The 26,460-nt window shown below is 37.0% G+C and carries 24 protein-coding genes; all 24 read right to left on the bottom strand.

The genetic code is table 11. From position 1 onward, the window contains the following. Positions 1 to 855 carry a hypothetical protein gene (locus VEI_RS10430; RefSeq protein ID WP_059362062.1) on the bottom strand — a complete coding sequence of 285 codons (855 nt, stop codon included), beginning with the start codon at positions 853 to 855 and terminating at the stop codon, positions 1 to 3. Between the two features lie 29 nt (positions 856 to 884). Further along, on the bottom strand, positions 885 to 1,790 hold the full coding sequence (locus VEI_RS10340) for an NADAR domain-containing protein (protein ID WP_071824887.1): 906 nt from the start codon (positions 1,788 to 1,790) through the stop codon (positions 885 to 887). Between the two features lie 6 nt (positions 1,791 to 1,796). After that, positions 1,797 to 3,443: a hypothetical protein gene (locus VEI_RS03900; protein ID WP_059362060.1), complete on the bottom strand. Its 1,647-nt coding sequence runs from the start codon at positions 3,441 to 3,443 to the stop codon at positions 1,797 to 1,799. Beyond that, a complete protein-coding gene (locus tag VEI_RS03895; protein WP_059362058.1) occupies positions 3,444 to 4,016 on the bottom strand; it encodes a nucleoside/nucleotide kinase family protein in 573 nt (190 codons plus the stop codon). 234 nt (positions 4,017 to 4,250) lie between these two features. Continuing rightward, the gene (locus tag VEI_RS03890) at positions 4,251 to 5,072 is read right to left on the bottom strand and encodes a hypothetical protein (RefSeq protein ID WP_059362055.1); all 822 of its coding nucleotides are present in this window, start codon (positions 5,070 to 5,072) and stop codon (positions 4,251 to 4,253) included. Between the two features lie 152 nt (positions 5,073 to 5,224). Further along, positions 5,225 to 5,674 carry a dUTP diphosphatase gene (dut, locus tag VEI_RS03885; RefSeq protein ID WP_005379026.1) on the bottom strand — a complete coding sequence of 150 codons (450 nt, stop codon included), beginning with the start codon at positions 5,672 to 5,674 and terminating at the stop codon, positions 5,225 to 5,227. Between the two features lie 10 nt (positions 5,675 to 5,684). Further along, complete coding sequence (locus VEI_RS03880; protein ID WP_059362053.1) at positions 5,685 to 7,754, bottom strand: polyribonucleotide nucleotidyltransferase; 2,070 nt, start codon at positions 7,752 to 7,754, stop codon at positions 5,685 to 5,687. 384 nt (positions 7,755 to 8,138) lie between these two features. Continuing rightward, on the bottom strand, positions 8,139 to 8,405 hold the full coding sequence (gene rpsO / locus VEI_RS03875; protein ID WP_009372127.1) for a 30S ribosomal protein S15: 267 nt from the start codon (positions 8,403 to 8,405) through the stop codon (positions 8,139 to 8,141). A 184-nt stretch (positions 8,406 to 8,589) separates the two neighbouring features. Further along, positions 8,590 to 9,387, bottom strand: coding sequence for an ABC transporter ATP-binding protein (locus tag VEI_RS03870; RefSeq protein ID WP_059362051.1), 798 nt, complete (start codon positions 9,385 to 9,387; stop codon positions 8,590 to 8,592). Between the two features lie 10 nt (positions 9,388 to 9,397). Beyond that, the gene (locus tag VEI_RS03865) at positions 9,398 to 10,270 is read right to left on the bottom strand and encodes an ABC transporter permease (RefSeq protein ID WP_059362047.1); all 873 of its coding nucleotides are present in this window, start codon (positions 10,268 to 10,270) and stop codon (positions 9,398 to 9,400) included. Between the two features lie 14 nt (positions 10,271 to 10,284). Further along, entirely contained in the window at positions 10,285 to 11,262 is a 978-nt protein-coding gene (locus VEI_RS03860) for an ABC transporter substrate-binding protein (protein ID WP_059362045.1), read from the bottom strand. 24 nt (positions 11,263 to 11,286) lie between these two features. Further along, the gene (locus VEI_RS03855) at positions 11,287 to 12,264 is read right to left on the bottom strand and encodes an ABC transporter substrate-binding protein (RefSeq protein ID WP_059362043.1); all 978 of its coding nucleotides are present in this window, start codon (positions 12,262 to 12,264) and stop codon (positions 11,287 to 11,289) included. A 130-nt stretch (positions 12,265 to 12,394) separates the two neighbouring features. Then, positions 12,395 to 12,772, bottom strand: a complete 378-nt coding sequence (locus tag VEI_RS03850) for a hypothetical protein (protein ID WP_059362041.1) — start codon at positions 12,770 to 12,772, stop codon at positions 12,395 to 12,397. A gap of 51 nt (positions 12,773 to 12,823) precedes the next feature. Beyond that, complete coding sequence (locus tag VEI_RS03845) at positions 12,824 to 14,215, bottom strand: aminopeptidase (RefSeq protein ID WP_059362039.1); 1,392 nt, start codon at positions 14,213 to 14,215, stop codon at positions 12,824 to 12,826. A 54-nt stretch (positions 14,216 to 14,269) separates the two neighbouring features. After that, entirely contained in the window at positions 14,270 to 15,244 is a 975-nt protein-coding gene (locus tag VEI_RS03840) for a 3'-5' exonuclease (RefSeq protein WP_059362037.1), read from the bottom strand. Positions 15,245 to 15,247: 3 nt separating this feature from the next. After that, on the bottom strand, positions 15,248 to 16,285 hold the full coding sequence (locus VEI_RS03835; protein ID WP_059362033.1) for a glycosyltransferase family 9 protein: 1,038 nt from the start codon (positions 16,283 to 16,285) through the stop codon (positions 15,248 to 15,250). Then, positions 16,285 to 17,304 (bottom strand): glycosyltransferase family 9 protein, encoded by a 1,020-nt coding sequence (locus VEI_RS03830; RefSeq protein WP_059362031.1) that lies wholly within the window; start codon positions 17,302 to 17,304, stop codon positions 16,285 to 16,287. The genes VEI_RS03835 and VEI_RS03830 overlap by 1 nt, the downstream gene beginning before the upstream one ends. A 72-nt stretch (positions 17,305 to 17,376) precedes the next feature. Then, positions 17,377 to 17,877: a D-glycero-alpha-D-manno-heptose-1,7-bisphosphate 7-phosphatase gene (locus tag VEI_RS03825; RefSeq protein ID WP_059362029.1), complete on the bottom strand. Its 501-nt coding sequence runs from the start codon at positions 17,875 to 17,877 to the stop codon at positions 17,377 to 17,379. Positions 17,878 to 17,927: 50 nt separating this feature from the next. After that, entirely contained in the window at positions 17,928 to 18,893 is a 966-nt protein-coding gene (gene rfaD, locus VEI_RS03820; protein ID WP_059362028.1) for an ADP-glyceromanno-heptose 6-epimerase, read from the bottom strand. After that, positions 18,890 to 20,368, bottom strand: coding sequence for a D-glycero-beta-D-manno-heptose 1-phosphate adenylyltransferase (gene rfaE2, locus VEI_RS03815; protein ID WP_059362026.1), 1,479 nt, complete (start codon positions 20,366 to 20,368; stop codon positions 18,890 to 18,892). The genes rfaD and rfaE2 overlap by 4 nt, the downstream gene beginning before the upstream one ends. Before the next feature lie 45 nt (positions 20,369 to 20,413). Then, the gene (gene gmhA, locus VEI_RS03810) at positions 20,414 to 20,983 is read right to left on the bottom strand and encodes a D-sedoheptulose 7-phosphate isomerase (RefSeq protein ID WP_059362024.1); all 570 of its coding nucleotides are present in this window, start codon (positions 20,981 to 20,983) and stop codon (positions 20,414 to 20,416) included. Further along, a complete protein-coding gene (locus VEI_RS03805; protein WP_059362022.1) occupies positions 20,983 to 21,909 on the bottom strand; it encodes a dipeptidase in 927 nt (308 codons plus the stop codon). Before VEI_RS03805 ends, gmhA begins: the two co-directional genes overlap by 1 nt. A gap of 9 nt (positions 21,910 to 21,918) precedes the next feature. Further along, on the bottom strand, positions 21,919 to 22,392 hold the full coding sequence (gene nrdR / locus VEI_RS03800; protein ID WP_059362020.1) for a transcriptional regulator NrdR: 474 nt from the start codon (positions 22,390 to 22,392) through the stop codon (positions 21,919 to 21,921). Between the two features lie 389 nt (positions 22,393 to 22,781). Then, the gene (locus VEI_RS03795) at positions 22,782 to 26,228 is read right to left on the bottom strand and encodes a pyruvate carboxylase (RefSeq protein WP_059362018.1); all 3,447 of its coding nucleotides are present in this window, start codon (positions 26,226 to 26,228) and stop codon (positions 22,782 to 22,784) included. Positions 26,229 to 26,460 lie beyond the last annotated feature (232 nt).

Genomic DNA, 26,460 nt, shown 5'->3' with positions numbered 1-26,460 from the left:
TTAAATTTGGCGATTAGCTAATTCTTTTTTCCAGTCCAAATACTGATTCCACTCTTCAAGTTTCTCTTCTGTATATTGAGTAAGTGAACCCGCATTTGCCAAAATATCATAAAGAAAATTCATGCGGATTTTATCTGGTGTTCGATATGGTGTAGCATTAACATCAACTTCAAAGTCAAGTTGTTCTGTATCCATGACCTCAAATACTGAGTCAACTCTAAATACCTTTCCTGATATATGTCCTTTAAATAAAAGTGAAACGTTATTCGGTAAATAGTCTTCTAAAAAATCTCCAGGTGTTCTTTCTGGTCTAATGCCAAGGACCTTAATATCATATCCATTCTTATGAGTAAAAGTAAGATTTCTAATATACATTTGCTTTTGAAATCCTTCTGTAAACACTCCGTCTAAGATATTTTGCATTAAAGTTTCTGAAGGTAACTCATATAGTTTTGGAAATTTTTTAAGTAAATTTACCTGACTTGTTTTTAAACGATTTCTTCGCTCATTCTCATCATTTAAACGTATACATATATTGTAACCATGCATAGAGATATCAGAATTATCAACTTCTTCATCTTTTATATTATTTTCAACATAATCATTTACTGTATATGTTTCAGATGTATCATTTATATCATAAGTATTTTCACTATTCATATAATTATCTCTTTCATTATCTATTTCCAAAATTTCATCAGATGATTTTGGGATACTTAAATCATTTTTTTCTTTTATAATATTTGATTTATCATCTTTTATCACATTACTTTCTGTAGCTTTAGTAATGCCAATCCCACCATTAAAAAAACTAGCTATTAATTTTACTATCCCAATAGTTTTATCATTTTCCATATAATTTTTTGCCTTAAAATATATATAAATTACAAAATTATTATTTCTTTTATAACAATTTTACATCCATTAAATTCAATCTCTTCACCTTTTCTTTTACCTAATATAGATTGTGCAATTGGCGCTTCACAAGATAATATCCCATTATCTATATTGCCTTCTTCTGATCCTAAAATAGTATACTCACAAATGTCTCCATCAAAATCAAGTTTAACAGTACTACCAATAATTACCTTAGTACCATCAAAATTTTTATATTCATCCATATCTTCTATAATAATTGCATTTTCGCAACATAGTCTTAATCGCTCTTTTTTTTGTGGTAATTCATACATAGCTTTGACGCGCAACTGCATAAACTCTTGATTTTCTCTTAAATCATTATCCCTTTTTGCACTTTCTCCCATTTCTCTATTTGTTTCAATTATTTCATTATCAACGTTCAAGAATTCGTTATATTTAATTTCATATCCTTTTTTACTAATAAAGTACATTTTTTCAATCCTTCTCATTAAATCTCTAACACTCATTAAAATTTTACCGAACATATTTTTACCATCATACAAAAGGCCACAACCCCAGTAGTTTTCTTTTGTTGTTTCTTCTATTATCTCAGCATTATTAGTAAATAATAATAAGTTCCGAATATCACTATGGGACATAAATTTTCTATATACGGCTTCAAACATAATATCTAACTTTAAGTATTCCCAATGTCTTCTCAATGGATTATCTTTATCCCTACCAATTTTACTGGCTTCTTTCGGCGTTGATGCATGTCGAATAATATCGCGTAGTTCTGTGTTTAAAAATTTATGCGCCTGGTAAAAATGCTCAACAGTTGCCCAATATTTACCATTTTTATAAAACCCATGATTAGAATAGCTCGCTAAATAACCAAGAGGACCAAATTCTTTATAGAAATAAATAGTCATATATCATTACCTCTGTCCAGGAACAAGATAATTGCAATTCAAATCTTGAAAAGTAAATTGATTGTCTTGTTCTAAAGAGAGACTAATTTTTGATACACGTGATATTTGTCCCTCTTTTGTAGCTGTATTCATTAATTCCAACTCTTCTATAACAATTTGATTATTATATTCACAACTCAACCTCCATGCAACACCTTCTGTCGTCATAGTACTATTTGTTTTTCCATAGTTCCGTTCATGTGTTGGTGTTAAGGGTTCATTTTCTAAACTTGTTATCCCTTTAAACTCGTTAAGTGATTTACCTAAATTACAAATTATACCTGTATCAATGGTAAATTGAGGATTAAAGAAATCAGCTGGTGAATATCCAGCCAATCTTAATGCCTGTGCATATCCAGATATCATTGGAATAACTTCATTCTTAATATATTCTGACTTCATCGAGTCTTTAATCCTGTAAATTTCTACTTGATCTTCTAGATTTAAAAGTACTTTATTTACATCAGCCCATGTAGCATTATTAAATTCTGATTTTCGCATTAAGCCATGCTGATGCTTCACAGTAATTAATGCATTAAGAAAAAAACGCTCTGTTATAATACACCCAGATTTTTTTCTTTTATGTGTTACAGGATAAATATTCACACCTTTATTACCATTTTCACTAATTGTAGGAGAAACCGAATAATATCTGCCGTCTCTATTCTTCAACATATAGATATCTACTAAATTCTTACTCGATAAGTCAAGCACTTGTAATTGTTCTAATAACAAGTTTATATTCATATCAGTAGTGTATTCAAAACGCCAAAATTTAATTGGTTTTTTATCTAGATCTATTGCATGTATAAATTGGTTTCTAATATTAGCTACTTCAAATTGAATATTTTTATTTTGGGAAATATATATAACGTTATCAGCTAATATAATCATATGTTGATGCATATTATAAATCTTTATATCACAAATTTTTACTAATGGTTTAAATCTTAGTTCTATACACATATTTCTACGCCCAGAACCCGTATAGTTATAATATGGTTTATAAATATTCAAAAAATTTGATACGTCATTTATATAGTCTTTTCGGCTATATTGATTAGAATTTTTATTTGCCCATCCAATAGCATAAGGTGTAAAAGATAATCGAACCCCACCAATAGCCGGTAATAGATTACTTGAGTTAACCAATTTATGAGCTCGATTAAGTACATCATTATATCGACTAAAACCAACTGTTGATAACCTTATTTGTACTCCTAACTCCCTATATACAATTTCAATAAAATCAGCTAAATATTCATAACTACCAATATCATTATCTAAATATGAAAAAACTACACCAACACGATGATTCGTACGCCCCCACGCTAATAAAGGTTTTTCTTTTCTATATGCTTTAACAGTATATTTTATTGCAGAAACTACATTTCTAATTCTCTTAACATCCCAATACTCCATAGTTGTACTAGCTCTTTTAGAGCATATTGCACAACAATTAAGGCAACCTACTTGTGGTTGAAAATGCCTCATTTGAGAAAAAAACTCTTCTGGTTGCTTAGAAAACTCTTGTACTAATAACTGACGTTCAAGATAATCATCTTCAGTAATATGCAATTCATCAGATAATAAAAAATTTATTTTTTCATCCATTTATCTAATATCCTTATTCAAAATATACTTTTTATACAAATCCTTAACTTGATTATCTATATCGTCTTTACTATTATCTAATATATAAGGATTTATTAACTGACTCTCAAATTCTTTCAAAAATTTATCTCTAATTATTGAATCATCAAGAATTTTATCTAATACAGACTTTCCTCTGTTTTCAATTCTTTCTTTACGTTTATTCTCATCTAAATTTATAAAAATAGTCATATCAGGTTCCAATAAATTGTATGTAGAATAATCTAATGTAACATCTAGACCTGCTACACGATGAGACACTATAGTATCAATTAAATAACGTACACAGTATACATTTATTTTACTTATATCAATATTTTTCTTTATGTAATCAGATATATATGCAACAGATGATAAATAATATAAGTAATGTGCCATTGTCGAGGTCTTATATACACTAGTATCTATCATTTCACGACTTTCATATTCAGTTGATGGAGTATGTAAAAGAATAGATCCTTTATCTAAATTATGTAATTTTGTCGCTATCGTACTAGTCCCTGAACCATCTAACCCTGTAATAACAATAAACATAAGACACCTCTAATTTACAAATATGCTATAAATCCATAATCCTTATACAAAACCTATTTCTTGTAATATTTTACCAATAAAGTTTTATTACACACTTAAAACTTCATAAAATGTTCATAAATATTTCCATCATACATTCATCTATTAAAAAGAGTGGATTTTGTCTATATATCCACCCTTTTTATTCAATAATATAATCTTGTCTACTTTATTTATATGTGTATTCTTTTATTTTCATATAATGAAATGATTAATATATTGTTCATATTTATCTTTCAATATATAGATCCGTTTTAAATTGATCTCTCTATTAATTGAATGAGCGTAATACATAACATCACATTCATATGGACTACCAGGCAATATAGCAAGTAGTTCTTCTATAGGATTTAAATCATCTAAATATAAATACTCCCATTCATCTTCTAAATCCACATAATATTCAAAGGAATGAGCATCACTGTATTCAACTTTTTCTGGCAAATTTCTATCTAGCAATGTAAACACATTTGTATATATTTCTTTTAATTTGTCTGAAAATAATCCTTTCATATAGAAATCATTAGTTAAAAAGGCTTTCATCACAAGTAATTCTTCACACCATGTTAAAAGTGGTACTACTTCTACATCATAGATATTAAGAATTCTTTGATCATGTTCTTCTAAAGCTTCTTCTAGATTACGTTTTACCTTTTCTTCAGCTTCATCTCTTGAAGCACTTTCAGAGGGAATAAAAATTTTCATCAATGCAGCGCATTCGGATGCTTCTCGAATTGATTCAATAGAACGTAAGCGTAGTTCTTCGTTTATTACAGCTATAATAGTATTTACATCTCCCCATATATCTATTACCCAATCCTTAAAATATTCTTTGTCAGTAAAGGCTTCCTTTAATTCATCTCTATACTTCTTTAATCCTTTTACAGCCCATTCTGCATGTAATCGATCATAGCGATCACCAAAATCCTCATCTTCTCTTGGAACATCAAATTCTGCTTTTTCAATTTCTGCTTTAATGTCTTCTACTGTGATGATGTTTTCTTTTAAAGTTTCCATAGCTAATCTCCTATATAACACAACAAACAAAATAAATATGGTTCTGGATTACCTTTAGTATATCTAACCCTATACGTAATTTTTTACACACAAAAAAGCCGCCCAACATAAGTTGAGCGGCTTTCACCATTCTATAAAGAATTATATATAGTTTACATAGTCCCAGTACTACCAATACCACCTGTACGTACGCCTGTTGCATCGTCATCATTGGTGATAAGGTATTTAGAGAAAATGCCTTGCGCAACGCGTTCGCCTTTTTCAAGGGTAACAGGTTCGTTGCCAAAGTTTAGGAGGGCGATCATGATATGACCTTCATTCTCCTCATTATTATAGTAATCGCTGTCGATAATGCCTGTGCTATTCACAAGAGCTAGTTTGCGTTTGATAGCCATGCTAGAACGGATGTGGATAGCAAGGTATTCGTCGTATGCCATGAAGGCCTTAAGGCCTGTTGGCACGAGAACTACTTGATTAGGTTCTAATGTAACAGCTTCAGCGCATTCAATATCATAGCCTGCACTTTCTGTGGTTTTACGTGTTGGTAAATTGATATTTTGTTCTTCAAAAGCAGAAACTACTTCAAAGCCACGAATATCCATGTAACACCTCTTATTTCAAACAATCTTTACGGGACAAGTTCACACGGCCTTGTTTATCGATTTCGATAACCTTAACCATAATTTCGTCGCCTACATTTACAACGTCTTCTACATTTTCAACGCGTTCTTTTGCAAGTTTAGAAATATGTACAAGACCTTCTTTACCTGGTAATACTTCTACAAAAGCACCAAATGCCATCAAACGAGTTACTTTACCAAGGTATACTTCACCTACTTCAACTTCTTTAGTAAGGTTTTCGATGATTTGTTGCGCCTTTGCAGCCCCTTCTTGGTCTACAGAAGCGATGAATACTGTACCATCATCTTCGATATCGATTTTTGCACCTGTTTCATCAATGATGCTACGGATTACTTTACCGCCAGAACCAATTACGTCACGAATCTTATCTGGATCAATTTTCATTGTAATAATGCGTGGTGCATATTGGGACATTTGCTTACGAGGTTCAGCAATGGTATCTAGCATAATGCCCATGATGTGCATGCGGCCTTTATGAGCTTGTTCCAATGCTTCATGAAGAATTTCACGAGACAAACCAGAAATTTTAATATCCATTTGGATGGCAGTTACACCCTTAGCTGTACCAGCCACTTTGAAGTCCATATCGCCAAGAGCATCTTCCATACCTTGAATATCTGTTAAGATTGTGTAGTGTTCACCTTGTGTAACAAGACCCATTGCAATACCAGCTACAGGAGCCTTAATAGGTACACCAGCATCCATCAAGGATAATGTGGAACCACATACGGAAGCCATAGAACTAGAACCATTGGATTCTAATACTTCAGATACTAAGCGCAATGCATATGGGAATTCTTCTTCGCTAGGAATTACAGGTACCAAAGCGCGTTCTGCCAAAGCACCATGACCGATTTCACGGCGTCCAGGACCACGAGAGGAACGAGTTTCCCCCACGGAGAAGGATGGGAAATTGTAGTGGTGAATATAGCGTTTTTCTGTTTCTAAACCGATGCCATCAATTGTTTGTTTTTCAGACAATGGCGCTACAGTAGCTACGTTCAATACTTGAGTTTGACCACGTGTGAATAGACCGGAACCGTGTGTACGAGGCAATACGCCTGTACGGCAAGAAATTGGACGAACTTCATCAAGTTGACGGCCATCTGGACGGATTTTTTCAACAGTGATCATATGACGTACGATTTCTTTTGTCATTGCATCAAATGCTTTATTTACATCAGCTAAGTTATCTGGGTAGATGTCCGCGAAATGTGCTAATACGTCTTCACGTACTTCAGTTTCTTGTGCATCGCGTTGTTGTTTATCGGCACAACGAACTGCTGCGTCAAGTTTATCGTGACCATATGCACGAACTGCATCAGCGATTTCAGCAGGTACGTCTTTGCTTTCGAATACGCGTTTTTCCTTGCCTACTTTAGCTTTTACATCTTCTTGGAATGCAACGATTTTCTTAATTTCTTCGTGAGCAGCCATGATAACTTCAAGAATAGTTTCTTCTGGAACTTCTTGAGCGCCACCTTCAACCATGAGGATAGCGTCTTTTGTACCAGCTACTACGATATTAAGGTCAGTTTCTTCTAATTGTGCTTTTGTTGGGTTTACAACAAATTCACCATTTACACGACCCATGCGAACGCCTGCGATAGGACCAGCCCATGGGATATCGGAAATAGACAATGCTGCAGATGCACCAATCATACCACAGATAGCAGGATCACAATCTTGATCTACGGACATAACTGTTGCTACTACGTGTACTTCGTTACGTACACCTTTATCAAATAGTGGACGAATAGGACGGTCAATCAAACGGCTATTCAAGATAGCAGATTCAGGTGGACGTGCTTCACGTTTAATAAAGCCACCTGGCAAACGACCAATAGCATACATTTTTTCTTCATAATCTACTGTGAGTGGGAAGAAATCGATATCCTTCGCCTCTTTAGAACCTGTAGCGGTAACGAGTACGCGTGTATCGCCATAACCAACCATTACGGCACCGCCAGCTTGTTTTGCAAGTTCCCCAGTCTCGATCGTAAGCGTACGACCAGCTAGGTCCATTTGGAATTGTTCCATTCCTATTCCTCCTAAAAATCTTCTTATACGTATACCTTATTATTATATATCATCTATTAAAAATAAGCTATTTTTTCACTTCATATGATATACTTTAATTGTTGCTAACTCCTATTCTGGCAACGGAAAGGAGGTGTTGTCGTGATTGAATATCTTTTTTCCCTTATAATCACTATCATAGGTGGTGTAACTTGCCATTACATTATCAAGTGGCTAGATAGTAGATTTAAATAGCAACTAGCACAATAAAAAAGGACAGAGTTGCCGCTCTGTCCTTTTTTTGTGTTGCCACAATTGAATATCGGCATTTTTTCCCTTTGCCTAAATTCATTATAACACAAGGAAATAAAATAAAAAAGCCGTCCTATTGGACGGCTAGTTTTATTATTTACGAAGACCAAGGCGTTCGATAAGGGAACGGTAACGTTCGATATCTTTACGACGAAGGTAGTCAAGCATGTTACGGCGTTGACCAACTAATTTCAACAAACCACGACGGGAATGATGGTCTTTTTTGTGTTCTTTCAAGTGTTCAGTTAAGTATACGATGCGGCTTGTCAAAATCGCAACTTGTACTTCTGGAGAACCAGTGTCACCTTCATGAGTAGCGTATTCTTTAATTACTGCTAATTTAGCTTCTGTAGTTAACATTAATGTTACCTCCTATAAAATAATAATCCCGATAAGCTTAAGTAACCGTTGGAGATTCGAATACTTCGCTTACGATATGTCTAACGACTTAGTTAAGTATACAGTATAATCCCATTAGTGTAAAGGTTTTCATGAAAAAGAGAGGATAATATCCCCTCTTTTTTAGACTATATTATTTAGGTACTTATTTTGAACCGAGCATCATACGGTCACTTAACGCACCTTCGCCAGCTACTTCAAATTTTTGTAACAAATCAGCAACTGTTAATTTTTTCTTTTCTTCCCCTTTTACATCATAGATGATACGACCAGCATCCATCATGATGAGACGATTACCAAAACGCAATGCATCACGCATGTTATGAGTAATCATAAGGGTGGTTAAGTTATGTTCTGCAACGAGCTTCTCTGTCAATTGCAATACATTTTCTGCAGTCTTAGGATCAAGCGCAGCCGTATGTTCATCCAAGAGTAATAAATCAGGACGAAGCATAGTAGCCATAAGCAATGTAATGGATTGGCGTTGCCCCCCAGATAATAGGCCCATCCGTGCAGATAGACGGTCTTCAAGGCCTAAGCCTAATAGAGCAAGGCGTTCTTTAAAGAATGCTTGTTCACTATCTTTGAAAGCCCATTTAAGGCCTAAGTTTTTACCGCGGCGCATAGCAAGAATCAAGTTTTCTTCGATTTGCATATTGCCTGCAGTACCAACCATAGGGTCTTGGAATACACGGCCAATGTATTTAGCGCGTTTGTATTCTGGCATTTTTGTTACATCAATATTATTGATGGTAATGCTCCCTTCGTCAACTGGAAATACACCAGCGATGGAGTTTAGCAAGGTACTTTTACCAGCACCATTACCACCGATTACTGTACAAAAGTCCCCTTCTTCTAAACGAAGATCGATACCTTGTAATGCAGTTTTTTCATTAATTGTGCCCTTAAAGAAGGTTTTTACCATATTTTTTACTTCTAACATAGTGTCCTCCTTAACGAGCTAGCCATTTAGCTTTCAATGTAGGCAAAGAAAGCGCGATGGCAACGAGAATTGCAGTAAATAATTTTAAATCGTTTGGTGGCATACCCATGTAAAGTACAGCTGCGATAACGATACGATATACGATGGAACCAAGTACTACAGCAACGAGGCTACGAACGAAGGATTTTGTACCGAATACAACCTCACCGATGATTACAGACGCCAAACCGATAACGATGGTACCAATACCCATGCCTACGTCGGCAAAGCCTTGGAATTGACCGATAAGAGCACCAGACATGCCAACGAAACCATTGGAGATTAATAGGCCAAGAACAATCATATTATCTGTATTAACACCTTGTGCACGAATCATTTGAGGATTCACACCGGTAGCACGTAATGCGGTACCAATTTCAGTGCCGAAGAACCAAAACAATAGTAAGCATACAGCTACTGCTACTAAAACACCTACGATAGCAGCAGACCACATATTCGGTGTATGTAATAAATTACCAAGAGTAGTATAAATTGTATCCATACGAAGCAAGGACACATTTGCTTTACCCATGATATGAAGGTTTACTGAGTACAACGCAATCATTGTTAAAATACCAGCCAACAATGCCGGAATTTTTAATTTAGTATGAATCCAACCTGTTACAGCACCGGCCAACATACCGCCTACGCCAGCCAGTAAAATAGAAAGGATTGGGTTCATACCACTAGTAATTAAAATGGCGGAAATGGCCGCCCCCATAGGGAACGTCCCTTCCACGGTCAAGTCAGCCACATCAAGAACGCGGAAGGTGATGAATACACCGACCGCTAACAAGGACCATAATAGACCTGTTGTTATGGTGCCTACCACTAAATCTAACATCAAAATCTCCTCTATTATTTCATATCTTTACGAAGTGTATCAGGAATTGTAATTCCTAATTTTTTAGCTCGTTCTTCGTTGACAGTTAATTTAATCTCTTTTTGCATTTCAATAGCCATGTCGCTAATTTTAGCTTCACCAGAAAGCACTTTAGCTGCCATTAAACCTGTTTGGTAACCTAATTTATAGTAGTCTACAGAATATGTCGCTACGCCACCAGTCATGGTCATGCCTTCATCAGCAGCAAATACTGGAATTTTAGCAGTATCTGTAATTTGTGCTAAGTTTGCCATAGCAGATGCTAATACATTATCTGTTGGTGTGTAGATAGCTTGTACATCTTGATTTACAAGATTTGTCGCTGCTTGTTGGATATCGTTTACGTTGGAAACGGTCGCTTCTACAACAGTAATACCTTTGCTAGCTGCGTAAGCTTTCATTTTTTCAACTTGAAGTTGTGAGTTGATTTCGGAAGATGTGTAAATTGCACCAATACGTTTTACATTAGGTACTAATGCGATAATAAGATCTACCTCTTTTTCAACAGGTGTCATATCAGATGTACCAGATACATTGCCACCAGGATGTTCATTGGATTGAACGAGTTTAGCTGTTACGTAATCTGTAATAGCAGTCCCCATAATTGGCATTTCATGAGATGCATTAGCCATTGTTTGTGCTGCTGGCGTTGCAATTGCTAGTACTAAATCTTTTTTATCAGATACGAAACGTTGAGCAATACTATTCAAATTAGATTGGTCAGCTTGTGCATTTTGTTGGTCGATTTTAATGTTTTCACCATCTTTAAAACCTTTTGATGCAAGGCCATCTACAAAGCCTTTATTAGCAGCATCAAGAGATGGATGTTCTACCAATTGAATAACACCGATTTTCTTTTGATTGCTAGTAGCGGTATCGGAACCACAACCAGCTACCATTGCCATAACAGTAATTGCACTAAGTGCCACTGCGATACCTTTTTTCCAGTTCATGTGTAACTCCTTACCAGTTGTTTATTAAATCATAGTCGCTTTGTTCATCAAGTCCTCTGGTAAGGTGATGCCCAGTTTTTGTAATTTATCTTTGCTCACAACTAATTTAAATTCTTTTTGCATTTCGATTGGCATATCTTCAATTTTAGCTTCACCAGTTAAAATTTTAGCTGCCATCAAACCTGTTTGGTATCCAAGTTTGTAGTAGTCTACGGACAAGGACATAACGGCACCACCTTTAACGTGGTTATCTTCGCCACCAAATACAGGGATTTTTGCAGGATCAGTAATTGCCACAAGGTTGCTCATGGCAGATGCTACTACATTATCTGTTGGTACATATATGGCATCTACACGTTGAGATACGAGATTTTGAGATGCTTGTTGAATATCATTTACGTTAGAAACAGTAACCTCTTCAACCTTAATACCTTTTGTTGCTGCGTAAGCTTTCATTTTCTCTACTTGAATTTGAGAGTTTACTTCACTAGAGCTATAAATTGTACCAATTGTTTTTACATTCGGCATAACTTGTAAAATCAAATCTACTTGTTGCTCTACTGGGTTCATATCGGATGTACCAGATACATTACCACCAGGTTTTGCATTAGATTTAACTAATTTAGCCGCTTCGTAATCTGTAATAGCTGTACCCAAGATTGGAATATCATGAGTTGCATTCGCCATAGATTGAGCTGCAGGCGTTGCAATCGCTAAAATTAAATTTTTACGATCTGATACAAATCGTTGAGCAATACTGTTCAAGTTAGATTGATCAGCTTGTGCATTTTGTTGGTCAAAGGTAATTTTGTCAGCTAAGCCCTTTTCTTTAAGAGCGTCAACAAAACCTTTGTTTGCTGCATCTAGTGCAGGATGTTCAACCAGTTGTACTACGCCAACCTTGTATTCACCATTAGATGTAGTTCCATTTGTGCCACAGCCCGCAAACGCCATCAATGCTGCCGCCGTGAGTGCTAAGGCAATACCTTTTTTCAAGTTCATGGGGATTTCCTTCCTATCTGCAAAGACTATAATACTTCTATTATAAACAAATTTATCCACTACATCAATGTAGCAGAGTAAAGTATTTTACATTTGTCTTTATGTAGAGTACATAAAAATAGAATTTATATTATCTATCTAGAGATGCTAACATATCCTCTGTTAGTTCATTTGCCGCCAAAATGTAGTCTTTAAGCGTTCCTTTATCAAGGGCCACCTTCATAACAGGTACTTCAAATGGGTCGAGAATGACACACATTAAAATTTCTCCTGTTACATAATAGCCTACCACGGCTTCCCCTTCATCTTCGTCCAACGTTTCCCGTTTTACCGTTACACAATACGGTTTCATCACCTGTGCAGCCGCCTCAGCAACAGCTTCACGGGTTGCAATATATTCTTCTGCTTTTGTTTCAGGAATATCAAAGATATCGACCTTCACAGTCTTAACCTCTGTCGCCTCTCCTTTTGCCGCCTCAATAGCAGCACCTAATTCCGTTTGATTCATCATATACCTCACATAACATGGACTTTCACCAATGGTGAAAGCCCCATGACACTAGATTGTTTCATCTGCTGCATTCAAGAATGCCACATAACAACGTTTTGCCTCATAAATATCGGCCTTAGATGTAACCTCCCACGGTGCGTGCATGCTCAAAACTGCTACACCACAGTCGATAACATTCATACCATACAACGCCATGATGTACGCAATGGTACCACCACCACCGAGGTCTACCTTACCAAGTTCAGCCGTTTGGTACGTTACATTATTGGCTTCCATTACACGACGGATAAAGCCCATATATTCAGCATTTGCATCATTAGAACCAGCTTTACCACGAGAACCGGTAAATTTATTAAATACAACGCCCATACCTAGGTAAGACGCATTTTTCTTTTCAAAAGCAGATGCGTAAAGTGGATCATAACCAGCACTTACATCAGAAGATAACATACGAGAATTCTCCAATGTTCTTCGTACATTAACGGAATTTGGTTTTCCCATTAAGGTTAAAATCTCTGCCACTACGTTTTCAAAGAAACGAGATTGCATGCCTGTAGCACCGACGGAACCAATTTCCTCTTTATCTACTAATAAACAGCAAGTCGTACGTTTTACCTTATCTACTTCGAGCATAGCCACCAAGGATGTATAAGCACATACTCGGTCATCTTGGCCATATGCAATAATCATAGAGCGGTCAAAGCCCATATCGCGCGCCTTGCCAGCCGGTACGATTTCAAGCTCTGCAGATAACAGATCGCGTTCTACAAATCCGTACTCTTTTTCTAATAGAGCGTTAATAAATTTAGTAACGCCCTCTTTTTCTTCCCCTTTAACAGGTTGACTGCCGATGAGAAGATCTAAGGATTCACCTTCGATAACCTTAGCTGCATTTTTTTGCATTTGTTCTTGCCCTAAGTGAGGCAATAAATCGGTAATGCAAAATACAGGATCCGTTTCTTTATCACCAATGTTGATATTAATGCGAGTACCATCTGTTTTTACTACTACACCATGAATGGCGAGTGGTATTGCCACCCAATGGTATTTTTTTATACCACCATAGTAATGTGTATCCCAAAATACTAAATTGCTATCTTCGTATTGTGGATTTTGTTTTACGTCAATGCGCGGAGAATCGATATGAGCACCGAGAATATTCATACCTAAATCCATATCGTCTGTACCAATATTAAAGAGAGCAATTGATTTATCCATATGCGTATAGTAAATCTTATCGCCAGCCTTAATCGGTGTATTTGATTTAATCAACTCTTTTAAATCTACATAACCAGCTTCTTTTGCAACGGCTACGGATTGAACCACACATTCACGTTCTGTTTTGCCATTATCTAAAAATTGACGATATGAATCGCCTAATGACATTACATCTTGCAATGTTTGTTCATCATAATTATGCCAAGCATATTTACGTTCCATGTTCACATTCCTTTCTATTTAGACCAAAATTACTATGTATAGTAATCAGTTCTTCTAAGTATTTAATAATTCCTTTCGACAACGCTCGTAATAGAGGCGTTCTTTTTCTCGGTTAATTTCCGATTTTTCTGTATATAGTCTACGAATTTCATCGGTGCTATGACTTAGTACCTTTGTTACATAAAACTTAGTATGTCCCGACTTAATCGTGTATTTTCCTACTTTTAATTGTATGGCAAATTCCCCATGTTTTGGACAAATGCCAATGGATAGGTGCTTATCCCCTTGAATGCGTTCCGGTCGTGTCGTTTCTAGACGACCTTGGCAATAAGGGCAGAATGATAAGCGCACCCGTCGATCATGGACGATGCGTTTTTTCTCTTGAAAATTATCATACATAAAGAAGGTCAAACCCGGCGGATATAAAAATGGATTTGGCGCCTCTTTTCGTATCGTATCATAATCCAACAATGCCTTCGGCAAATCTAATTTTTGGCATATATGAGCCGTAAATATGGCATCATGCAATGCATTATGGGCTGATAGCTCTTCAGTCGATATTTGTAAATCCCCCATCGCATGGGCTACAGAATACTGTTGCGTCGTACCATATCTGTGAAAGCTATATAACATCTGTGCATCTGCCCAAGAGTCATAGTCGATACTCTTTAATTTATGGAGAAGTAAATTTTCTCGCAATATAAGAATATCGTCAGCTCCCCAAGAAAGTAGCTTATAGTCCTTGCCACACCACTGTTGAAAATGACTATAGGCCATTCTAAAAGGGACACCTCGATTTAAATCTTGATTAGTAATCCCCGTAAGGGCCTTTACATGCTTATGCATATGTAATAAATATTTTGGTTTAACATACATTGTGAAGGAATCCACAATTTCAAGCTTTTCATTGAGCTTAATTGCTCCGATTTGAATGATTTCACCCGTCAACGGCATACGTGTTCGCTTCATAAAGCTAATATCATTGCTATAGGGTTGGTTCCATTCTAAATCAAAAATAATATAATCCATAACTTACGATTCCTGCAGTAATGTTTCAGCTGCCTTAATCACTTGTTCTTCGGTAATAACGGAAATACCTTTGTATTTGCCTTCTTTAATGACCTTTTTCATGCTTTTACCAATTTCATAATGGTCCATCGATTCTAGTACAATCGATTTAGCTTGGTATGGGCCATAGAAAAAAGGATTTGATGGACCATAGAGTGCAACTATCGGTACACCTTGACTGATCGCTACATGCATAGGTCCAGAGTCATTGGTAATAACAAGATCACACCATTTCATAGCAGCTGCTAAAGAGCCAATTTTAAATGCTCCCGTAGCCACAATCGGAGTGGTCTTCATATGTTCCACCACGGGTTTAACCATCTCTAAATCCATAGGGCCACCAAAGAACACAGTTTTATAGCCTTTGTCAGCAAAGTAATCAGCTACATCAGCAAAGCGTTCAGCTGGCCAACGTTTTTCAGGTACTGCACTGCCGATATTGAAACCGATAAGCTTATCATGAGGCATAACGCCTTGGCTTTCATAAAAGCGAGAAACCTCATCATTCCATTCTTTGCAGGTTTCAATATGTAATCCATGGTTGGATACATCGGTAACGCCCAATTGCTCAAGCACGTTTATATACATATCCGCAGCATGGCGAGTTTTTCGGTCAAGCCTTGTATATTGAGTCATGAACGGTCTAAATAAGAAATGACTCATCCCCGTCGTAACCTTACCATTAATCTTCCACGCTAAGTATGATGTGCGTTCATTAGGATGCAGATTGATAACGATATCAGGTCTACCTTGTTCGTTAATACGACGAGCAATTTCATTGAGACCTTTAATACTATTATGACGCCCCTTTTTATCGACAGTAATCAAATCATCGATATAAGGATTGTATTTCATTACATCCTGTAATTTTTCATCAATTACATAGGTTATATGACTATGAGGTGCTGCTTTGCGCAACACCTCTAGAAATGGCGTCGTTAAGACTACATCACCTAAATGCATGAGAAAGGTAACAACAATACGTTTATAATCAAGTTCCATTACAAATCCTTTCTCAACATTTCAGAATATACATCCCATACGGCATCTACAGGTATTTGAGCCATACAATCTGGATCGTCCACCAACGGCTGTTCAGGTGTAGCCTTAGATGTGGGGGAGATAATAATATGAACGTGACTGCCCCCATATGGGCCCGTTCTATGTGGTGATGTAGTGCCAAATAGTGCTATTAGCGGTTTCTTTAATGCATTCGCAATGTGTAATGGCCCCGTATCAGCGCTGATGAAAATATGGCAGTGACGAATCAACTCGATTAACTCAGCCATGGTCGTTTGACCAACTAAATTGATGAGATTATCATGCTTTACATAATTTTCAATGAATAGACCTTTTTCATTGTCATCAGGCGCCCCTGCGATGATAACCTTCTTACCACTTTCACAAAGGCGAATACATAGTTCACCAAAGTTCAACAAAGGCCATTCCTTAACAATCCAGCGAGCACCAGGTACAACAACGACATAATCATCGGTTACACCCAGATCAGCTAAACGTTTTCGAATGACGCTCTCTGCCGCATGGTCATGGGGCATTGGAAATTCAACCCCCTCTACATCGCCGCCTAATACGCGCACTGTGTCGAGGTATCGCTCGATAACGTGGTCATATTTATGAGCACCTACGAGGGCTTTATTGACGAATTTACTACCTTCTCGAAGTTCCCAATAGCCATATCGCTCAGGTGCCCCCGATAATAGAGACACAATGGCACTTTTGGCTATACATTGTAAATCTAAGGTCATGTCGAAATGACGACTATGTAAATCCTTGCGAAGGTTCCACAAATAAGAAGGAGATTTTAATTGTTTTTTGTCGATTATAATCACTTCATCCACCCAAGGTGTACCCGGTAAAAGGCTAGCAAATTGCTCGTGTATAGCCCAGGTAATTTTTGCGTGCGGTAAATTTTGACGCAATGCATATAAGGTTGGCAATGCGTGAATGACATCACCTAAGGAACTCATTTTAATGATGAGTATATTGGAATAGTCCTTCATAATAACCCCTTTGTGAATGAAGAATACACACGCCCCTGACGTGGTTTACAATGACAAACAATTATATCTACTCTAGTTCTTTATGATGGTTTTCATAAAATCTAGCAAATTAGATTCTGTAAAGAGGTATCCCTTTACCCCTGCAGCTTCGGCAGCCTCCACATCACGTTGACTATCACCAACGAGAAAACTATGTTCTACATCTACATCAAAATCCTTGATGGCTTGTAAAATCATGCCTGGCTTTGGTTTACGACAGTTACAATCTACGGCATAGCGCTCTACAACGCCATCCTTATGATGTGGACAATAATAAAAGTGTAAGATCGGTGCGCCAGCCTTAAACAATTCATTTCCCATATAATCGTGAAGAATTTGAACATCAGTTTCCTTATAGTAGCCTCGCGCCACCCCACTTTGGTTTGTCACCACTATAAGTTCATAACCAGCGTCATGGGCTAATTTTAATGCTTCTTTTGCACCTTCAACCCATTGTAAATCCGATATTTTATAGAGATAGGAAACATCCTTGTTGATAACCCCATCTCTATCGAGGAACAACACCTTTCTCATACTTTATCCTTTACATATATCAAAGAATTTGCACGATCCATTATCAGGAATTAACGCAAATATCCTTCGTTATTATCTAATAATTCACAATATTCTTTAACAGCCTCTGCTAATGGTGTAAACCCTTTATCATAGCCTGCGGCCATCAATTTAGTAGTATCTGCTTCGGTAAAGCTTTGGTATTTACCTACCAACACTTCTGGGAATGGAACGTATTCAATGCGGCCTTTTCCATTATAGTCTATAACAGCTTGCATAAATTCATTAAAGCTATGCGCATGACCAGTACCACAGTTGAAAGTACCAGAAATTTCAGGGTGTTCCCAGAAATAGAAATTCACATTTACCACGTCTTTTACATAAATGAAATCACGTGTTTGACCACCATCTTCATAGCCATCAGTACCTTCAAACAAATTGATAACACCTGTTTCTTGGTTTTTATAGAACATTTGGCGTACAAGAGAGGCCATTTTATCCTTATGTGCTTCATTAGGACCAAATACATTAAAGTAACGTAAACCTACAACTTGCGCTGTATATTCACCTTCAAATTTACGTACATAACGGTCAAATAAAAGCTTAGAATATGCATATGGATTTAATGCCTCTTCTGCTTCTGGAGTTTCTACGAAACCATTTGTACCATTACCATACGTAGATGCAGAGGATGCATAAATAAATGGAATGGCTCTATCTTGGCAATAATGGAATAAATTTTTAGAACCTTCATAGTTGTTCTTCATCATATATTTTCCGTTATATTCCATTGTGTCCGCACAAGCGCCTTCATGAAAAATAACTTCGATTGGACCTACGTTGAAAGTACCATCCGCAATGGCAGCATCAAAGTCATCACAATCAATGTAATCTAAATAATCCAAGTTTTGAAGATTGCGAATTTTACGACCATCTGTCAAATCATCGACGATTAAAATATCATTACGGCCACGCTCATTTAAGGCTTTTACAATATTACTACCAATAAAACCGGCACCACCAGTTACAATAATCATAGTTTCCCCTCCTTAGACATTATAGCTATTTTTTTCACGATATCTGATGTAGAATAGCCTTCTTTAAATGAAAGTACCGCTACCTCATCTACAGACTCTCTGCCGACAATCTCTTCTTTTTTATAGTCTCCGCCCTTAACGAGAATATTAGGACGCAAATAGGCTAATAATTCAGCTGGTGTGTCTTCTTCGAAAAGAACAACCCCATCTACGCATTGTAAAGCACTTAATAAAGCAGCTCTATCATCTTCAGATACAATCGGTCTAGTTTCACCCTTTAAACGACGTACAGACGCATCTGAATTAAGTCCGATGATGAGATGACGACCTAGTTGAGCTGCCTCTTGAAGATATATAATATGGCCTCGATGTAAAATATCGAAACAACCATTAGTAAATACAACGGTTTCATCCATACTTTGCCATTTATCGATTAAGGCCTTCATCTCTTCTTTTGTATATAACGGACTTGATGCCGTTAATTGACGAACAGATCGCCACAAATCAATCAATTCTTGGCGATGAATTGGGTATGTACCAACCTTAGACACAACGATACCAGCTGCACCATTGGCAATATGTAATGCTAAACGCATAGATAAGCCACTAGCCAAGCAAGAAATCATCATAGCTACGACCGTATCGCCGGCACCACTTACATCGAATACATCTTGTTGCGTAGCTGGATTATGCCATGTTCGCCCATCCTTTGCTACAACAGTAATCCCCTTTGCAGAACGGGTACCTATAATATACTGAATATTAAGTTTACCTAATACTTCCTTAGCAGCCTCTATAACAGAAGCATCCTCATTAGGTATAACACGACCTAATGATTCGCCTAATTCCTTTACATTTGGCGTAATGCAAGTAGCACCACCATATTTAGACCAATCTGCCCCCTTAGGGTCAACAATAGTTTGCACATTATAGGTATGAGCTAATCTAAATACCTCTTGTAATAATGTAGGTGTACACACACCCTTGCCATAGTCAGAAATAACAATGCCTTGCAATCCTTGTTGACAAAGCCCGTCCAACCAGGAAATCAATCGTTCCTCTTCATCTGTTGTAATCGGAGTAATCGTCTCAAAATCGAGACGCATCATCTGTTGACGATCACCTAAAATTCTCATTTTAGTAATAGTAGAGCGATTGTTATCATAAATAAGACCAGATGTATCAATACCATCAGCAATCAATAATTTATCGAGTACTCTACCATGATCATCAACGCCAGCTACGGCTCCTAAATATACATGACAATCGAGATTAGCCAAGTTGGAAGCAACGTTCCCTGCACCACCAAGCACCTCTTTCACAGATGACACGCGATTTACCGGTACTGGAGCCTCTGGAGATATACGACTCACATCACCAAAGACATATCGGTCCACCATCACATCACCAATAACTGCGATTTTTAGGTTGGGTAGTGAATTTGTCAGAAATTCATTGACTGTTTTTGTAATCATAGGTCGTCCCCTTTCAAGAAATCTATGATTTCTTCCCTATCTCGATTAATAACCTTCTTCGATAAGCTCGCAGATAATATGACCTACCAAGATATGCATCTCTTGAATTCGTGCAGTCACTGTACTAGGAACGGCAAGTGTAATATCACATAGTTCAGCTAATTTTCCGCCACCTTCGCCTGTAAAAGCTATTGTATGCATTCCTGTATTACGAGCCATTTGCATGGCTTTCACCACATTTTTAGAGTTACCAGACGTAGAAATGCCGATAAGTACATCACCAGAGCGACCTAAGCCTTCAACTTGACGAGCAAAGATTGAATCAAAATCATAATCATTAGCAACAGCTGTCAAAATTGATGTATCAGTTGTAAGAGCAATAGACGCAAGAGAACGACGTTCTTTTTTAAAACGCCCTACCAACTCCGCTGCAAGATGTTGAGAATCAGCAGCAGACCCACCATTGCCACAAAACATGATTTTATTACCACTATTCAAGGCTACAATACAACGATTTGCTATTTCTTGAATAACATCCATTAATTCCATCGTTTTACTGAATACGTCTAGATGATCAGTAAATCGATCAGCAATGATTGGATTTATATCTGTCATTATAAAATCTCCTTTAGTAAGCGATCAGCATTTTTCCAGAACAATTTTTCTGTTTGTTCCTCTGAAAGCCCTGCTCCCCTAAAAGCATCGTATAAACGATGCATATCTGAAATGTCTTTAATTTCCGTATTCGGTTTAATGCCATCAAAATCAGTGCCTAAAGCTATGACATCTTCACCGCCTTTATTGATGATATACAATCCATGTTTAACGATATCTTCAATACGACTAATAGATGAAGTGCCAAGGAATGACTGAGCAAAATTCAGGCCAATAACACCGCCCTTTTCACCTATTAGACGAATCAAGTGATCTGGCAAATTGCGTCGATGGGCCGTCACTTCTCGTGCATTAGAATGAGAAGCAATAAAAGGTACATCAAGAATATCTCCTAATTGTTCTGTTCCGCCATCGTTGAGATGAGAGCAGTCTACAATCATACCTAATTCTTGCATTCGTTCCACAAACTCTATCCCTATTTTTGTCAGTTTCTTATATGGATCTCCTGTATTAGGCTCGCCTAATTCGTTCGGATAGTTCCAGGTCAATGTTATAAGACGAACACCATCCTTATAGGCCTTTTCAAGTTTGGATAAATCGCCCCCAAGAACACCACCCTCTTCTATCGACAGTAGGGCAGCCAATTTATGATTATCATAACAAGCCTTAATTTCCTCATAAGAGCGCACATGACTAATATGGTCACTATATTTTTGCATTTGAATATCAAATAAAGCACGCATAGATTCATATCTAGCATAAGAATCTTCTTGTTCTTTTAAGTCCACAAATAATGCAAAATCTTGTAATCGACTATGGCCCTTAATGAGACGTTGAATATCAATTTTCCACTTATTAGAGAATAAATCACCATCATGTGGATGGTCGATTAATTGCATTATCGTATCACAATGTAAATCAATCATATACTCTTGTTATTTCTTTACCTTTTTGGCATCTAATTTTTTTAGTGCTTTCAGTTCAGCCATAAAGCTGTCAATGTTATCAAATTTGCGATATACAGATGCAAAACGCACATACGCAACTTGGTCGATATCTTTCAATTGTTGTAGTACAAGTTCACCGATACGATCTGTAGAGATTTCTTGATTTACTTCATTGCGAATATCTCGTTCTACATTATTAACAACCTCTTCCATGACGGACATAGGCACTGTTCGTTTATCACAAGAACGCAGCAAACCATTTAACAATTTACCTCTGTCAAATAATTCACGGCGACCATTTTTCTTTGCTACCATGAGTGGTACTTCTTCGATGATTTCATAAGTAGTAAAGCGGCGTCCACAATTAATACACTCGCGACGACGGCGGATACTGTTCCCTTCGTCAGTCGTTCTTGAGTCTGTTACCTTCGTGTCTGTATGTTGGCAATAAGGACATCTCATTGGCTAATACTCCTTTTCTAATCAGCTAGTAATCTTGAAAAAGGCACAATACGCCTATTTTCTTATACCTTATATAGTACCATATTTAGTAGAAAAAGTACAAAAAGAACCATATAATGCTACTTAATAGTACTGACTTGTCTAAATCTTTTTCATTTGGTATGCTATTAATAAATGAACGACTTAGTTTAATCCCCCCAAGCCATGGTGGCTGGTTTTTTGGATTATTACTAAGTCGTTCTTTGTTTATATATAGTACCATATTTAGTAGGAAAAGTATAAAAAGAACCCCTTATAAACCTATGAATTACAATCTTTTTAAGAAGATTATAATCAAAAGTGTTATAAGGGGTTCTTTAGTATGCACTTACGTGCTAAATCGTATGAAATTAACGTTTAATAGCATCTTCAATATGTAACAAACAATCGCCAGACTCAATACGGCTGCCTTCACGAACAAAGATTTCTTCAACGATACCAGCGATAGGAGCTGTAATTGTAGTTTCCATCTTCATAGCTTCTGTTACGATTAATGGTTCACCTTTAGATACGGATTGTCCATTCTTAACGAGAATCTTAACAACGGAGCCAGACAATGTAGCACCGATTTCACCTGGGTTAGATTCATCAACTTTACGACGAACGACACCAGTTGTTTTAGCGTGTTTATCATGAACCTTAATAGCACGAGGTTGACCATTAAATTCAAAGAGAACAACACGATTACCATCTTCATCAGGATCGGATACACCATTCATTTTAATGATTAATGTTTTACCTTTTTCAATAGTAACTTGGATTTCTTCACCACGTTTCATGCCAAAGAAGAATGTTGGTGTATCGAGCACAGACACATCACCAAAGTCATTAGTGAATTTAGAGTAATCTTTGAATACTTTAGGATATAAGCAGTATGCACTTACATCTTCATCAGTTGTAGCTGCACCCATATCACTTAATTCATTGCGAACATGTTCAAAGTCAGTTGGTGGCAATACTGCACCAGGACGAACTGTAATTGGACGAATGCCTTTTAAGATGATTCTTTGAAGTTCTTCTGGGAAACCTTGGTATGGTGTGCCAAGACGGCCTTCAAAGAATTCTACTACGGATTGAGGGAAGTCTAATACATCGCCTTTTTCGTAGATATCTTGTTCAGTCAAATTGTTTTGAACCATGTACAATGTCATATCCCCTACTACTTTAGAGGAAGGTGTTACTTTGATAATATCACCAAACATCATATTAACTTGATGGTACATTTTCTTAATATCCGCCCAACGGTCACCAAGGCCTACCATCTTAGCTTGTTGTTGTAAGTTAGAGTATTGGCCACCTGGCATTTCATGTTGGTATACACCAGTGTTAGGATATGCTTCTGCTTTATCTACACCTTTGTAGTAAGGACGAATGCTACCGAAATAATGAGACATTTCTTCCATGTAATCGATGTTCATTTCTGGTTGACGTTCGTGACCAGATAAAGCGTAGTACATGGAATTCATGCTTGGTTGACTTGTACCATTAGCAAATGCAGAGTATGCTAAGTCGATTACGTCTACACCAGCATCTACAGCACGACCATAAGAGTAAATGGTATTGCCAGAACCTTCATGAGAATGCAAATGAATTGGTACTGTAACAGCATCTTTTAATGCGGATACAAGGTTATATGCAGCTTGAGGTTTCAAAAGACCTGCCATATCTTTAATAGCAATGATATTAGCACCTGCATTTTGCAATTCTTTTGCCATCTTCACATAGTAATCAAGATTATATTTAGGACGGCTGCTATCTAAAATATCGCCAGTGTAGCATAATGCCACTTCTGCTATTTTATTTTGTGCACGTACTTCATCGATAGCCACATGCATGTTATCAAGGCTGTTCAAGCTATCGAATACACGGAATACATCGATACCATTAACGGCTGCACGTTGAATAAAGTGACGAACCACATTATCAGGGTAGGATGTGTAACCTACTGCATTGGCACCACGAATAAGCATTTGAAGCAATGTATTAGGCACTTCACGACGGAACATGCGTAAACGTTCCCATGGATCTTCATGCAAGAAGCGATAGGATACGTCAAATGTTGCACCGCCCCAACATTCCAAGGAGAACAAGTTAGGGACACCTTTAGCAGCATGACCAGCTACGCGGGCCATATCGATGGTACGTAGACGTGTTGCAAACAAGGATTGATGAGCATCACGCCATGTAGTATCTGTGAAGAATACTTGTTTTTGCTCTGCTAACCATTTGCTGAATCCATCTGGACCTAATTCATCAAATTTTTGTTTTGTACCAGGAGCTGGAGTTACATCTAATGTAGAAGGCATTTGAATTGGTTCAAATTCAGGAAGTGGTTGTGGACCTGCACCAGAATAACCATTGATTGTTACATCTGCAATGTAACGCAATAATTTAGTACCACGGTCACGATCTGGTTTCAATTCAAATAATTCAGGATGTTCTTCAATGAAGTTTACATTATAGTGACCACTTTGGAATTCAGGATGTTCCAAAACATTAATCAAGAAATGGATATTTGTTTTTACGCCACGGATACGGAATTCCTTTAAGCAACGAAGCATTTTGCGAATTGTTTCTTCGTTATTAGGACCAAATGCAGTTGCTTTTACAAGCAAGGAATCGTAGTAAGGTGTTACAACGGCACCGGAGAAAGCATTACCAGAGTCAAGACGGATGCCAAAGCCACCGGAGCTACGATATGCCAAGATTTTACCAGTGTCTGGCATAAAGTTATTTTTAGGATTTTCTGTAGTGATACGACATTGGATTGCGGTACCTTTACAAGGAATTTGATCTTGTTCAGGAATCCCTACCTCTGGGCTGTGTAAATTATAGCCTTCAGCGATACGAATTTGAGCGTGAACAATATCAATATCTGTAATCATTTCTGTTACAGTATGTTCTACTTGGATACGAGGGTTTACTTCGATGAAGTAGAAGCTGCCATCAGCAGTTACCAAGAACTCAACTGTACCAGCATTAACGTATCCAACGTTTTTCATGATTTTAACGGCAGCATCACAAACAGCTTTACGAGTTTCCAAACTCAATGCAAAAGCTGGTGCCATTTCAACAACCTTTTGGTGACGACGTTGAACGGAGCAATCACGTTCATGTAAATGAACCACATTACCATGTTCGTCACCTAAGATTTGTACTTCGATATGTTTTGGTTCAACGATGAGTTTTTCTACATATACATCATCATCACCAAATGCTGCTTTAGCTTCGGATTTAGCACGATCGTATGCATCACGCAAATCTTCTTTGCGATGAACTTCACGCATACCACGACCACCACCGCCATTAACGGCTTTGATCATCAATGGGTATCCATGTGTTTCAGCAAACTCTTCTAATTGAGCATAATCCTTCAACGCCCCATCAGAACCAGGAATCATAGGGATTTCTGCTAATTTAGCTTGAGTACGAGCATTAACTTTATCACCGAACATATTCAAATGTTCAATATGTGGACCAATGAAAATAATGCCTTCTTCAGCACAACGTTTTGCAAAGCCTTCGTTTTCAGATAAGAAACCATAGCCAGGATGGATGGCATCAATATCATGCTCTTTCGCAATACGGATGATATCTTCAATATCAAGATATGCATCAACAGGTTTCTTTCCTTCCCCTACCAAATACGCTTCATCAGCTTGGTTGCGGTGCAAGGACAATGTGTCTTCCTTAGAGTAGATAGCTACTGTCTTAATGCCCATTTCGTTACATGCACGAAATACGCGGATTGCAATTTCACCGCGATTGGCCACTAAAACGGATTTAATTTTCTTCATAGTTGCCTCCTACCGAGTCCTATCGAATGATAGATTTCTTTTCATTGATTTACATGTATACCATCCATATCGAATTACATGTTTTTCACAAAACACTTATCAATATTTTTGATATATAATTATGTATCAAACATATTTATATTATACAATAATTTTTAGATATTAAAAGGCTTAATCATTATAAAAGATACCTTTATTAATCTTTTATCTCTATATGGAATTTTTTCTATTC

Source organism: Veillonella tobetsuensis, from assembly GCF_001078375.1.
GTDB lineage: Bacteria > Bacillota > Negativicutes > Veillonellales > Veillonellaceae > Veillonella > Veillonella tobetsuensis.
This window is presented reverse-complemented; position numbering and strand designations above follow the sequence as displayed.

Bases quoted from the DNA above. Each gene is read 5' to 3' on its own strand.
- VEI_RS10430 (WP_059362062.1), bottom strand. From the start codon at position 855: ATGGAAAATGATAAAACTATTGGGATAGTAAAATTAATAGCTAGTTTT.
- VEI_RS03835 (WP_059362033.1), bottom strand. From the start codon at position 16,285: ATGGAACTTGATTATAAACGTATTGTTGTTACCTTTCTCATGCATTTA.
- VEI_RS10340 (WP_071824887.1), bottom strand. From the start codon at position 1,790: ATGACTATTTATTTCTATAAAGAATTTGGTCCTCTTGGTTATTTAGCG.
- VEI_RS03865 (WP_059362047.1), bottom strand. From the start codon at position 10,270: ATGTTAGATTTAGTGGTAGGCACCATAACAACAGGTCTATTATGGTCC.
- VEI_RS03805 (WP_059362022.1), bottom strand. From the start codon at position 21,909: ATGATTGATTTACATTGTGATACGATAATGCAATTAATCGACCATCCA.
- VEI_RS03895 (WP_059362058.1), bottom strand. From the start codon at position 4,016: ATGTTTATTGTTATTACAGGGTTAGATGGTTCAGGGACTAGTACGATA.
- VEI_RS03890 (WP_059362055.1), bottom strand. From the start codon at position 5,072: ATGGAAACTTTAAAAGAAAACATCATCACAGTAGAAGACATTAAAGCA.
- VEI_RS03795 (WP_059362018.1), bottom strand. From the start codon at position 26,228: ATGAAGAAAATTAAATCCGTTTTAGTGGCCAATCGCGGTGAAATTGCA.
- VEI_RS03825 (WP_059362029.1), bottom strand. From the start codon at position 17,877: ATGAGAAAGGTGTTGTTCCTCGATAGAGATGGGGTTATCAACAAGGAT.
- VEI_RS03845 (WP_059362039.1), bottom strand. From the start codon at position 14,215: ATGGAACGTAAATATGCTTGGCATAATTATGATGAACAAACATTGCAA.
- VEI_RS03855 (WP_059362043.1), bottom strand. From the start codon at position 12,264: ATGAACTTGAAAAAAGGTATTGCCTTAGCACTCACGGCGGCAGCATTG.
- VEI_RS03830 (WP_059362031.1), bottom strand. From the start codon at position 17,304: ATGAAGGACTATTCCAATATACTCATCATTAAAATGAGTTCCTTAGGT.
- VEI_RS03850 (WP_059362041.1), bottom strand. From the start codon at position 12,772: ATGAATCAAACGGAATTAGGTGCTGCTATTGAGGCGGCAAAAGGAGAG.
- VEI_RS03870 (WP_059362051.1), bottom strand. From the start codon at position 9,387: ATGTTAGAAGTAAAAAATATGGTAAAAACCTTCTTTAAGGGCACAATT.
- gmhA (WP_059362024.1), bottom strand. From the start codon at position 20,983: ATGACAGATATAAATCCAATCATTGCTGATCGATTTACTGATCATCTA.
- VEI_RS03900 (WP_059362060.1), bottom strand. From the start codon at position 3,443: ATGGATGAAAAAATAAATTTTTTATTATCTGATGAATTGCATATTACT.
- dut (WP_005379026.1), bottom strand. From the start codon at position 5,674: ATGGATATTCGTGGCTTTGAAGTAGTTTCTGCTTTTGAAGAACAAAAT.
- VEI_RS03880 (WP_059362053.1), bottom strand. From the start codon at position 7,754: ATGGAACAATTCCAAATGGACCTAGCTGGTCGTACGCTTACGATCGAG.
- rfaE2 (WP_059362026.1), bottom strand. From the start codon at position 20,368: ATGATTACAAAAACAGTCAATGAATTTCTGACAAATTCACTACCCAAC.
- rfaD (WP_059362028.1), bottom strand. From the start codon at position 18,893: ATGATTATTGTAACTGGTGGTGCCGGTTTTATTGGTAGTAATATTGTA.
- VEI_RS03840 (WP_059362037.1), bottom strand. From the start codon at position 15,244: ATGGATTATATTATTTTTGATTTAGAATGGAACCAACCCTATAGCAAT.
- nrdR (WP_059362020.1), bottom strand. From the start codon at position 22,392: ATGAGATGTCCTTATTGCCAACATACAGACACGAAGGTAACAGACTCA.
- VEI_RS03860 (WP_059362045.1), bottom strand. From the start codon at position 11,262: ATGAACTGGAAAAAAGGTATCGCAGTGGCACTTAGTGCAATTACTGTT.
- rpsO (WP_009372127.1), bottom strand. From the start codon at position 8,405: ATGTTAACTACAGAAGCTAAATTAGCAGTAATTAAAGAATACGCTACT.